Origin of the sequence: Pseudomonas sp. DWRC2-2 (assembly GCF_049897885.1) — a bacterium.
GTDB classification, from domain to species: Bacteria; Pseudomonadota; Gammaproteobacteria; order Pseudomonadales; family Pseudomonadaceae; genus Aquipseudomonas; species Aquipseudomonas azotoformans_A.
In genome coordinates, this window is the sequence record NZ_JAFCXD010000009.1 from 36,743 (window position 1) to 48,835 (window position 12,093).

Genomic DNA, 12,093 nt, shown 5'->3' on the forward strand with positions numbered 1-12,093 from the left:
ACTCCAGAAAATGAAAAACAATTCAGATGGCCATGCTGTCGACCACACCACCGTCGACCCGCAACGCGGCACCGGTGGTGGCAGATGACAGGGGTGAAGCAATGTACGCCACCAGGTTGGCGACTTCATCCACATTTGCCGCGCGCTGGATGATCGAGGTCGGCCGTGCGTTACGCACAAACACATCCGCCTCGTCCCGCGCACTGCGCCCGGATTGTGCGGTAGCGTCCTTGAGCATCTGCTCCAGGCCGTCGGTAAAGGTCGGCCCAGGCAACACCGCGTTTACCGTCACGCCGGTGCCCGCCAAGCGCTTGGCCAAACCATGGGACACCGCCAGGTTGGCGCTCTTGGTCACGCCGTAGTTGATCATGTCCGCCGGGGTCGCCACGCCGGACTCCGACGACAGGAAAATCACCCGCCCCCAGCCCTGCTCGACCATGCCCGGTGTGTAATGCCGCGCCAGGCGTACGCCGGAGATCACATTGACCTCATAAAAGCGTGTCCATTCGCTGTCCGGGGCCTCAAAGAAATCCACATCGTTGAAGATGCCCAGGTTGTTGACCAGGATGTCGGCACGCGGTTCGGCAGCGAAGAGTTTTTCTGCGCCTTCGGCCGTCCCGAGGTCCGCCACCAAACCACGCAGGTCCGCGCCGGGAACGGCCTGGCGGATACTCGCCAAGGCGTCATCCACCTTGCCCGCGTCGCGCCCGATCACCACCACCGTGGCGCCGGACTGCGCCAGCGCCTGGCTGATGCCCAGGCCAATACCGGCGGTGCTGCCGCTGACAATCGCTACTTTGCCGCTTACATCAATTTTCATGGTTGAAACTCCTGAAGTTAAAGCGGCAGTGGTGCACGATCCGAGATCAATCGGGCGTCGCGCAAGGCCTGCCAGAAGGCTGCCGGGATCTTTTCTGACAACGCTGCAACGTCTTCGGCAATCCTGCCTGGACGGCTGGCACCCGGAATTACCGCCGCCACGGCCGGATGGGCTAGCGAGAATTGCAGCGCGGCGGCTTTCACACTCACGCCGAATGCCTGGGCAATCGCCTTGACCTGCTCGACCTTGCTGATGATCGCCGGGCTGGCTTTCTGGTATTCGAAGTGCGCGCCACCGGCAAGGATGCCGGAGCTGTAGGGCCCACCGACGACGATTTCGACGTTCTGCGCCAAAGCCGAGTCCATCAGGCGTTGCAGGGCGCGATCGTGGTCCAGCAGAGTGTAGCGGCCGGCCAGCAAAAAGCCGTCGGGTTGCGCTTCGGTCAGGTCCAGGGTCAATTCGCACGGCTCGACGCGGTTCACACCCAGGCCCCAGGCCTTGATCACGCCCTCTTCGCGCAGGCGGGTCAGCACTTTGAAAGCGCCGGTGCGGGCCTGGTTGAAGTACTCCAGCCACTGGTCGCCGTAGAAGTCCTGGGCGATGTCGTGGATCCATACGATGTCCAGGCGATCGGTGTTCAGGCGGGTCAGGCTGTCTTCGATGGAGCGCAAGGTGGCGTCGGCGCTGTAGTCGTTGAGCATCTTGTTCGGGCGGCCGTGTTCGAACACGCCGCTTTTTTCGCCGAGGTCACGGGCGCTGTCTTCGACTTCGTCGAGGATCACCCGGCCAACCTTGGTGCTGAGCACGAAATCATCGCGGTTGTACTGCGACAGGGCCTGGCCCAGACGAATTTCCGAGAGGCCCGAGCCGTAGAACGGCGCGGTGTCGAAGTAACGCACGCCGGCGTTCCAGGCGGCCTCCACGGTGGCCAGAGCCTCGTCTTCAGGAATGGCGCGGAACATGTTGCCCAGCGGTGCGGTGCCAAAGCCGAGCTGGCCTGGGAGTTTGTCTTTCAAGCTCATGGTGGATCCTCAATGGGTTCAGGGGTCGCTGTGACCGTTGAGCAGATCCTAGATTGCAGAGATCGGACCGTCCAAGACATACTGCGACCAACTTGAGTCCTAGTAGGTCTAACATGATCGATCTCCGCCAACTGCGCTACTTCGAAGTGGTCGCCGAAGAAGAACACGTCGGCCGTGCTGCCGAACGCCTGCACATCTCCCAGTCGCCGCTGAGCCGACAGATAGCCCAGCTGGAAGAGCGCCTGGGCCTGACCCTGTTCGAACGCAGCCAGCAACGTATCCGCCTGACCCGTGACGGCCAGACCTTCCTGGCTGAAACCAAAGCGCTGCTGACCCATGCCAATCGCCTGGAGTCCCTGGGCAAGCGCCTGGGCCGTGGCGAAGAAGGTGGGCTGTGCATCGGCTACATCGAAAACGCCATGCATGCCGGTGTGTTGCCCAATGCCCTGCGCATCCTGCGCGACGATCGCCCCACCGTGCATATCAAGCTGTACAACCTGCCCTCTCTCGAACAACTGGAAGGCCTGCGTCAGCGCAGCCTGGATATCGCGCTGGTGAACGAGCCGCCGGCCGACGATGATCCCGACCTGATCGCGCTTCAAGTGCTGGATGACCCGATGCTGCTGGCCTTGCCGGAACACCACCCATTGGCACGCCAAAGCGAGCTGCTGCCCGAACACCTGGCCGATCAGGAATGGATCGGCGTGCAGCGCAAACCCGGCGCGCATCCAACTGACGACTTTATCGCCGCCTGCATCCGCGCCGGTTTCACCCCGCAGATCCCCATGGAAGCCGGTGAACCGTTTACCGCCTTGGGCCTGGTTGCTTCAGGCCTGGGCGTGGCGATGGTGCAAAAGGGCCTGAGCCGCAATGCCCCGCCCGGCGTGGTGTTGCGGGAGTTGCCGTGGCTTAGCTACACCACGCCGCTGTGGGCGGCGTGGCATCGGATCAACCTGCGGCCTCTGGTGGAAACCTTCAGGAAAGTACTGACCGAACCCGTCGGTTGATCAACCCATCAGCTCCTTTAACCGATACCACAACATCCCCAACGCCAACAGCGGCGAGCGCAACGCCTTGCCACCCGGAAACGTCATGTGTGGCACTTGGCTGAAAATATCCAGGCCCGTGCTGTGGCCGGCGTGGATACCTTCGGCCAGCAGCCTGGCGCACCAGTGGGTGACGTTCAGCCCATGCCCGGAATAGCCCTGGGCATAAAACACATTCGGGTACTGCCTCAACCGGCCCACCTGCGGAAAGCGGTTGGCGGTAATGCCGATCTTGCCGCCCCACTGAAACTCAATGGCGGTATGGGCGAGTTGCGGAAACACCTTGAGCATTTTCGGTTGCATATAGGCGGCGATGTCCACCGGATCACGGCCGGAGTAATGGCAGGCGCCGCCAAACAGCAGGCGGCGGTCAGCGGACAATCGATAGTAATCCAGGCCGACTTTCTGGTCGCACAGCGCGAGGTTCTGTGGAATTAACTGGCTGGCCATCGCCTCAGATAAAGGCTCGGTGGCGATGATATAACTGCCCGCCGGGAGCACCTTGCCGCTCAAGCGCGGCTCCAGTTCCTCCAGATGGGCATTGCACGCCAGCACCAGGTGGTCGGCACGCACGCTGCCGCCAGCGCAGCGCACCTGCACCCTGTCGCCGTGGATCAGTTCGAGGACTTCGGTATGTTCGAAAATCCGCACCCCAAGGGATTCGGCCAACTGCGCCTCACCCAGCACCAGATTCAACGGGTGCAGGTGCCCGGAGCCCATGTCCACCAGGCCGCCGGCATACACCGACGAGCCCACCACTTGCGGCATATCCTGCGGCCCCACCAGGCGGGTTTGGTGGGTATAGCCCAGCGCCGCCAGGTGAGCCTGCTCGCCCTTGAACGCTGCAAATTGCGCCGAGGTATTGGCCAACTCGCAAAAGCCCCAGCGCAAGTCGCAGTCGATGTTGTGCTCGCGAATACGCTCGCCCACCAAGGCCACCGAGTCGATGCCGGCACGCTCCAGGTAACGCACGCCCTCCTCGCCCACGTACTTGGCGAAACCCGATACGTCATGGCCGATACCGCGAATCAACTGGCCGCCATTGCGCCCGCTGGCGCCCCAGCCGATGCGCCGGGCTTCCAGCAGGATCACCGAGAGCCCACGCTGGGCCAGCTCGATGGCGGTATTCACACCGGTGAAGCCGCCGCCGATCACACACACATCGGCGGTCAGGTCGGCGCCCAATGCGGGGCGCTCCGCCAGGGCGTTGGCCGTGGCCCGGTAGTAAGACCGGGCGTGGTCAGTCGACGGCATCATTTGTTGGTCTTCACTTTGCTCCAGGCGCGGGTCATCAGGCGCATGGTCGCCGGGGTCGGCGTGGTGGAAATGTAAAGTTTGTCGAGCACCTCCTGAGACGGGTACACCTCAGGGTTGTTCACCAGTTCCGGGTCCATGAACGCCTTGGCCGCCGGGTTAGCATTGGCATACCCCACTGAGGCGCTGACCTTGGCGATCACTTCAGGGTCGAGCAGGTAATTGATGAACGCGTGGGCTTCTTTCGGATTGCTCGCGTCGGCGGGAATCGCCAGCAGGTCGAACCACAGGTTGGAGCCTTCCTTGGGAATCGAATAGGCGATGTTCACCCCATTCTTGGCTTCCTTGGCGCGGTTGGCGGCCTGGAACACGTCGCCGGAATAACCGAAGGCCACGCAGATATCACCGTTGGCCAAATCCGAGATGTACTTGGAAGAATGGAAGTAGGTGATGTACGGCCGCAACGTCAGCAACTTGGCCTCGGCCTGCTTATAGTCCTCGGGGTTCTCGCTGCGCGGGTCCTTGCCCATGTAGTTGAGGATCGCCGGGAATAGCTCGTCCGCCGAGTCGAGGAAGGCCACGCCGCATTGGTTGAGTTTCTTGATGTTCTCGGGCTCGAACAGCACCGCCCACGAATCGATATGGTCGATGCCCAGCACCTGCTTGACCTTGTCGACGTTATAGCCGATGCCATTGGTGCCCCACAGGTACGGCACCGAGTGCGCGTTGCCCGGGTCATTTTTTTCCAGCAGCTTGAGCAGCTTGGGGTCAAGGTTCTTGAAGTTGGGCAGTTGCGCGCGGTCGAGCTTGAGGAACGCACCAGCCTTCACCTGGCGTGCCAGGAAGTGGTTGGACGGCACCACCACGTCATAGCCGGTGCGCCCGGCGAGCAACTTGCCCTCCAGGGTTTCGTTGGAGTCGAACACGTCGTAGATCGGCTTGATCCCGGTCTTGGCCTGGAAGTCGGCCAGGGTGGTCTCGCCGATATAGTCGGTCCAGTTGTAGACGCTGACCGTCGGCGCCGCCTGGCTGGCACTGCTGAACGCGGCCACCAGGGCCAGCGGGAGAAGCTGTTTCACAAGACGCATATCGACACCCCTTTTTTGGTTTTTTTAGACGCTCAACAGCAGGAACTCACGCTCCCAGGAACTGATCACCCGCTTGAAATTCTCGTGCTCGGCGCGCTTGACCGCGACGTAGCCACGCACGAATTTGTCGCCCAGGTACCGCTTGACCGTGTCGCAATCCTCCATACGTGCCAGCGCATCTTCGAGGGTGAACGGCAGGCGCAGGTTGCGGCGCTCATAGGCACGCCCTTCCACTGGCGCGCTGGGTTCGATCTGCTCGATCATCCCGAGGTAGCCACACAGCAGACTAGCCGCAATCGCCAGGTAGGGATTGGCGTCGGCGCCGGGCAAACGGTTCTCCACGCGCATGGCGTCGGGGCTGGAGGTGGGCACGCGCAGGCCAACGGTGCGGTTCTCTTCGCCCCACTCGACGTTGACCGGTGCCGAAGTGTCCGGCAGGAAGCGACGGAACGAGTTCACGTTGGGCGCAAACATCGGCAGCAGCTTGGGGATGTATTTCTGCAAGCCGCCGATGTGGTGCAGGAACAGCGGACTCTTGTTGCCGTCAGCGTCGACGAACACCGGCTTGCCGGTGGCGATGTCGACCACGCTCTGATGCAGGTGCATGGCGCTGCCCGGCTCGTCGGCCACCGGCTTGGCCATGAACGTGGCGGCGACGTTGTGCTTGAGCGCTGCCTCGCGCAGGGTGCGCTTGAACACAGTGATCTGGTCAGCGAGGTCGAGGGCATCGCCGTGGCGGAAGTTGATTTCCATCTGCGCCGGGCCGTCTTCGTGGATCAACGTGTCGAGGTCCAGCCCCTGGGCTTCGCACCAGTCGTAGACGTCTTCGAAGAGTGGGTCGAATTCGTTGGCCGCATCAATGGAAAACGACTGGCGACCGGTTTCGGCGCGGCCCGAGCGGCCTACTGGGGTTTTCAGCGGCAGGTCCGGGTCTTCGCAGCGCTGGGTCAGGTAGAACTCCATTTCCGGCGCGACGATCGGCTGCCAGCCCTGGTCGGTGTACAACTGCAGGACCTTCTTCAGCACGTTGCGCGGCGACAGTTCGATGGGGTTGCCCTGCTTGTCGAAGGTGTCGTGGATCACAATCGCGGTGGGTTCGATGGCCCAAGGCACCACATAGGTGGCGTTGGACACTGGGCGGCAGACCATGTCGATATCGGCCGGGTCGAGCAGGTCGTAGTAGATGTCGTCGTCGACAAAGTCCCCGGTTACCGTTTGCAGCAGCACACTTTCCGGCAGGCGCATGCCTCGCTCATGCAGGAACTTGTTGGTGGGTGCAATCTTGCCGCGTGCGATGCCAGTCAAATCACTGATCACGCATTCGACTTCGGTAATCTTGTGTTCTTTCAGCCAGGCGGACAGCTGATCGAAGGGGGCGTTCATAAGGACCTCGGCATGGGTTGGGTGCATGCGCCGGCTTGTACTCCTGGCGCATTGAGGTCTATCTTGATGCCGCCGCCCCTGCGGCATCTATCCACTTTGCACGAACCACAACGCACCAATAGAGTGCGCCCAGGTTACCCATGACACAGGCAACAGCTTTGCGCGTACAGGCCTTCACCACCGGTGATGTGGCCGCTCAATGCAATGCGACACCCGGTTGGGTGCAGCAGTACCAGCAGATGTCCCCAGGGCATTTCGCCGGGCGAATCCGCTACCTGGATTTGCAGGGTGTGGAGGTGTACGAAGAGTGCATGAACACCCGCGTAGAGCAGCATTTCAACGCACCGCCAGGCTCATTGGCGTTCTGTTTCGACGGCAGCGATAACGCGCTGTACATGCTCAATGGAGAAAGCCACAACACCTGGATCACCCCGGAAAACTACCGTGAAGTGGCGGTGGTGTTCGGGCCGCAATTCGTGCAGCGCCATGGGCTGGATGTGGCCAAGCTGGAAGGCCTGTTCATGGCGCCGCTGACCTGCCAACAGAATGGGCTGTTCAGTCGCTGGCTGAGTGGCACGCTGACACGGCTGTCTACAGAAATCGACCCCGTCGCCCTCACCCAGCAACTGCTCGATGACTGCCTGTTTATCCTCGACAACGCCTGCGTGGGTCTGGATCGCAGCTCATTGCAGCGACGCAGCGAAGAACGCCGGCTGATGGCACGCATCGGCGAATGGGCGGCGGATGCGCCGGATGAATCCGTGAACCTGCTGGAACTGGCACAGATTGCCGGTGTGCCGTTGCGCCAGTTGCAGCAGGGGTTCAAAACCTACACCGGCATGAGCCCGGCGCAGTGGTTGCGGTTGCGCCGGTTGAACGGCGCACGGCGGGAGTTGTTGAGTGGCGCCAACACCACCGTGGCCGAGGTCGCGATGAACTGGTCGTTCTGGCATTTGGGGCGGTTTTCCAGCAGTTATCGAGCGCTGTTCAAAGAGCTTCCCAGCGAAACCCTGAAACACCACCCGAATCACCGTTCACTCGCTGTAGCGTCAGTGTGCAGTTATTCAAACCGTGCACGTTTAGGCAACTGAAACATAGGGTGGCCTTGCCTCAAGGCATCGTAATTCAATATGCCCTGCTCAAGGCTTTCCAACAGCACTCTTGGGTTTTCCGTTTGCGCCAAATCCTGATTGATCCCGCGCAGGCGTATTCGAAGTGGCTCATCCGCAAAAGCGACTCGCTTGAGAAATACCCACAGTCGGTTCCGCAAACCTTCATACCCCACTCGGTAATCGAGGGTCATGGACATTCTGGCAAAGCGCGACAGGTAGCCTGGGATGCGAGGATCGGCCCCTCGCTCCTGCGCCGCCACTTTTTGCCATAGCGCCGTTCTGGCGACCGCATCAGGCTCAAGCAAGCCCCTGACCCAGTCATCGGGTTGGTTCAGCGGCGCAGCGCTGGTGTCGATCCATAGTTCGAAACCGGTTTCCTGGCGAAACGCGAATAGACGCTGGAGGGTGTTCAGATCGTCAAAGGGATTTGCGCTCAGGTCCAGCCCCCACCTCAAATCAAGCGTCCGAGGAATAGAGGTAAACCGATTACCCGCCAGCCCCAGAAACTCCAGCGATCTACGGTTAACCAATGCTCGGGGAATATCCACTAGCCCTGTTCGATCAAGCCTGAGGCTGCGTAATTTAGGCAGCGTATCAATCGATGGCGCCGTCCCCAAGGGGTTACCGCTCAGGTCAAGTGACTCCAGCGTTGTCAGTTTGCCGAGCAGCGCATTATTATCCGGCACCATCTGCAGCGCCCCGTCGGTCAACTTCAGATCTCTCAAACGGCTCATTTTTGCTACATCGGCCGGGATCAAGGCATCGGGAATGCCTTGAAGCTCGAGCGTGTCAAGACGTGGAAAACAGCCTAAATAAAGGTGAAGCTCCAATCTATGTATTGCCGCGGGTTTACTCAGCTCGACCACTGAGTTGAACTCGACGAATCTTTCAACGAAAGGTGCGTTGGGTAATCTGCCAGGGTTCAGACGTGGAAAACCGCCCTCAGGTGTAGCGTCAAACATAAACTTGAAGCCAACCATCCGACCATCCCGATAGACCTTGAGAGAGTCCGGACCACGCCATGTGTATAGCTGACGGAGCTTCTCGTTCATGTCATTTCGGGATACGCGCTCGCGGTCCATCCACGCTTGCTTGTCTTGCTCATCAATTTCGGCCTCAGAATCATCCAGGCTTGCGTAATAATCATCCTCAAGAACGTCCTCCCGCAGCCAATCTTGAAGACACACTTCCAGGTCCGCCTCAGAATCCTTGATACGCTGCAATTCGGCTTGCGCGTCACCAGGCCAATCGAAACAGCCCATAAACTCACTGACCTGTTGATCCGTGAAACCCGGAATGTAACTGTCAACCAGCATTCTATCGGTCTGCAGGACCTCCCTTGGCACGCCCCCTGCGCCGCCGCGCAACCCGCCCTCTTCAGGCTCAAAAAACGGAGTTCGCAATTGCTGGCGACGCAGTACCGTTTCCAAATCGCGCCTACCCAGGATATTGCGCCGTAGCATGAACTTGAAGTGTTCGAGGCTATCGGCCCGCACACCCATTTGGGTTAACTCTGCGTTCGACAGGTTGTGTAAAATCGCGTCGGCAAAATCGTCTGTGGTATAGCCTGGTTGCAGCACTGAATCAGGGCATTTGTAGAGATTTCCCTCCTGAATGATCGTGTGTTGTTCTGCAAGGGACGGCGCGCCGATCCGATCCAGCACTGCCCCATTGGCCGCCCCTTCGCGGACCGTAATCGACAGCCTAGAACTCCAGCCCTGCATACGCTGGGCGCTGTGCAGCAGCAGCGTGTCGCTGTCTGCATTGCGTACTGTATTCAGATAGACCCCTTCATAAGCACGCGCCAGGCGTAACTCCTGCTCACTGGCTGCCACTTGCGGTTCCAGGCGCTGTAGCAACGCCTTGATCTGGCCCAGGGTCAGCGTGCTGTCAGGGCTCAATTGCTGTGAGGCTAAGAGTTGATCGAGTATCGATGAAGCCAGCGATGGGTATTCATGCCCGAGGGCTTTCTGCAGATCACTCTGCGGGCTTGTGACGTTTTGGTAATAGCGCTCAAACATGGATACGCGCTGTTCACGAACGATCGCCTGGGCCTTGAGGCGCAGCAGTCGGGCCCTTACGTAAATAGAGGGGTAAGGGGCTTCTGGCCTCAGGAGTTCACCCAGTAAACGCCGGGTGTCCTGCTCGCTCAGACGACGCGCCAAAGACTGGAAAAACGGGCTTTTTGTTTCAATGGTCAACACATCGCCCCTGGCCACGGTTGTCCCCGTTTCCCAGATGATGCGATCCCCCTCCTTCAGTCTCAAGCCGACGTCGGCCGGCCACGCTTTATCCGTCGTCAACCAGCGTAATCTGTGCATATCACCCAGTGGCAGCTCACTGCTACCGAGTTGCACGATATAGGCTTCCACTCGTTGGGTGATATTGAAACGCAGCAATGTATCGGCCAGCAGCCCCTGGGGTCGGGCACCCGTGGTGAGTTGCAGGCGCAATTGTTCATCGGTCACGCCGCTGACCTGACGGATTAGCTCAAGCCTTTCGTCCAAAAGGCCTTCCACTGCTCGCCCAAAGCCACGCATCAATTGTGGACGGGTCCACTGCGAGATCGGCACCCCTTCCGCCCCGGGTGGGATGAACACATCATGGGGCTCGGGTTGAGGCGTTGACGACTGACCACCTGGTTTTTCCTGAGCTTCAGGCTCTGCCGGCGTCTTGTCAGATACTGCGGGCTCCCGCGGCGGCTCGCTCACAGAGTCTGCCAGCCCCGTACCGCCCTTGATCAGCAGCGGCAGTGCATTGAGCAAGCCAAAGACTGTGCGTGTTACGCCTTCGTTAACCTGATCGCGACCTTCGGCATCCAGGATTTCAGACACACCTTGCGCGGCTTGGATCAGCCCGGCCAAGCCCAATAACCCTTCACCACCAGGGAAGAAAATTGCCAGAGCGCCCCAGCGGTTGAGCCAGCCGACGACAGGGTTGACCACCGCTGCCAAGTTTTCGCGATTGACATCGGCATCATCGCGTATCGCTTCCTGGGCAGTGGTCAGGCTTGTCTGCTTGAACACCTTGACCAGTTCGGCAAACGGATCGACTGAGTTGGGGACGATGTCCAGCGTGATGTAATCGTCGGGGTTCCAATAACCGTCATTGTTGAAAAAACCGGAGTCTCGGGTCAGGTGATGTTGACGCGGGTACTCGGCCATGGCCTCCAGTGCCGTCAGTACACCGGCATGAAAAGTGCCGTCAATGCGGTCGTCCTTGGCGAAGTGCTCCGCCAGAGCGGTTCTTTTTTCTCGCACCTTGCCCTGCTCTACAATCCATGCGCGCAACGCCTTGATATCTGCGAACTGATGGAGCGGCGACGAATTGCCGGGCACATACAGCAACACCATCGCGCTGACACGGTGACGTAATACCCAAATATCACACGCCGTGTAGCGGTAGATCATCAGCCGGGACACCTCGACATGCGCCGCCGGGTGCGTACGTTGCTCCAATTGGGTTTTGTCGATGGCAGAAAACTCAACCTCGTTATCTCCCAGCCCTGCCGCCGACAATGCCAACTGCAAGCCCCCCAGGGTCAAACTGGACTCAAGCCGTTGCAGAAAGGCAACCATGACAAAAGCCGTCTTCATCGAGGTGCGCAAAGGGTACGGTGCGCTCCCCATCATCACGGCGTCCGATGGCAACGTACGATCCAGGTAGTCCTGATACAGCTCTTTGTATTCGAGGAGCCACACCCATTTCTTGTAGTCCGCCGCAGTGATCGCAAGCTGCGTCGAAGGCCCGTAAGTCTGCGGATCGCTGCGACGGTAAATGCCCTCGTAGTCCCTGTGATTACCACTGCCCACGTAGGCGAACTCATCGACATTCTTGACGATTTTTATCTCTGGCCCCACCGCTGGCGGTGTGTAAAAGCCAAAGGCGGTTTCTCCAAAACGATCATCAGCCACGGCTTGATAATCGCTGAGCAAGGCCTGTACCAGTGACTGTCGGAAGCGAATCTGGCCCTGATGCACACCGTTGATGAGTGGGTGGCCGTGGTAGTCGTAGTCCAGAGTCACCAATTGAGTGGTGACGGGGTCAACGTCGTCCCCCCATTTTTGGCGTATCAATGTTGCGCCATGCTCAGCCGGGGTCAGTACCAGGCTGTCTTGCAGCGCACGGTTCAGTGGCGCCAGCGCATTGTCTTGTGAGGCGGAGAGAGTCATGTCATCAGTTCCATCTGCAATTTAAGGCTGCGACTTTAGCGCCGCCTGACTGAGCGGCAGATCAGCAAAGCGCACTCTAAAGCGCTCCTGAAGACGATACATTCTGTAGTTCGCACCTCGTACGTGACGCCTCGCCCTGCACTCGGCCTTGTAATAAACAGCCGATATGCCTAGCTTATGCGCCCTCCCGCCCTGC

The 12,093-nt window shown here is 59.9% G+C and carries 8 protein-coding genes; 2 read left to right on the forward strand and 6 right to left on the reverse strand.

Going from position 1 to position 12,093, the window contains the following annotated elements; all coding sequences use genetic code 11:
- Positions 1-22: 22 nt before the first annotated feature.
- The gene (locus ACP7EW_RS28235) at positions 23-820 is read right to left on the reverse strand and encodes an SDR family NAD(P)-dependent oxidoreductase (RefSeq protein ID WP_016975578.1); all 798 of its coding nucleotides are present in this window, start codon (positions 818-820) and stop codon (positions 23-25) included.
- A 17-nt stretch (positions 821-837) separates the two neighbouring features.
- A complete protein-coding gene (locus tag ACP7EW_RS28240) occupies positions 838-1,842 on the reverse strand; it encodes an aldo/keto reductase (protein ID WP_426221385.1) in 1,005 nt (334 codons plus the stop codon).
- 113 nt (positions 1,843-1,955) lie between these two features.
- On the opposite strand from ACP7EW_RS28240, the gene ACP7EW_RS28245 reads away from it, so the two are divergent.
- Complete coding sequence (locus ACP7EW_RS28245; protein WP_033898193.1) at positions 1,956-2,849, forward strand: LysR substrate-binding domain-containing protein; 894 nt, start codon at positions 1,956-1,958, stop codon at positions 2,847-2,849.
- Here the strand turns inward: ACP7EW_RS28245 and ACP7EW_RS28250 are convergent, their stop codons facing one another.
- The 3 genes from ACP7EW_RS28250 to ACP7EW_RS28260 are packed head-to-tail and all read right to left on the reverse strand — an operon-like array spanning position 2,850 to position 6,613.
- A complete protein-coding gene (locus tag ACP7EW_RS28250) occupies positions 2,850-4,145 on the reverse strand; it encodes an NAD(P)/FAD-dependent oxidoreductase (RefSeq protein ID WP_426221387.1) in 1,296 nt (431 codons plus the stop codon).
- Complete coding sequence (locus ACP7EW_RS28255) at positions 4,142-5,230, reverse strand: polyamine ABC transporter substrate-binding protein (RefSeq protein WP_033898190.1); 1,089 nt, start codon at positions 5,228-5,230, stop codon at positions 4,142-4,144. Before ACP7EW_RS28255 ends, ACP7EW_RS28250 begins: the two co-directional genes overlap by 4 nt.
- A gap of 24 nt (positions 5,231-5,254) precedes the next feature.
- A complete protein-coding gene (locus ACP7EW_RS28260; protein WP_269133833.1) occupies positions 5,255-6,613 on the reverse strand; it encodes a glutamine synthetase family protein in 1,359 nt (452 codons plus the stop codon).
- A 140-nt stretch (positions 6,614-6,753) separates the two neighbouring features.
- Here ACP7EW_RS28260 and ACP7EW_RS28265 point away from each other — a divergent pair, with 140 nt between their 5' ends.
- The gene (locus ACP7EW_RS28265; RefSeq protein WP_426221390.1) at positions 6,754-7,704 is read left to right on the forward strand and encodes a helix-turn-helix domain-containing protein; all 951 of its coding nucleotides are present in this window, start codon (positions 6,754-6,756) and stop codon (positions 7,702-7,704) included.
- On the opposite strand, the gene ACP7EW_RS28270 is transcribed toward ACP7EW_RS28265, so the two are convergent.
- Positions 7,674-11,897 carry a dermonecrotic toxin domain-containing protein gene (locus tag ACP7EW_RS28270; RefSeq protein WP_426221392.1) on the reverse strand — a complete coding sequence of 1,408 codons (4,224 nt, stop codon included), beginning with the start codon at positions 11,895-11,897 and terminating at the stop codon, positions 7,674-7,676. The two genes, ACP7EW_RS28265 and ACP7EW_RS28270, sit on opposite strands and share 31 nt — an antisense overlap.
- Positions 11,898-12,093 lie beyond the last annotated feature (196 nt).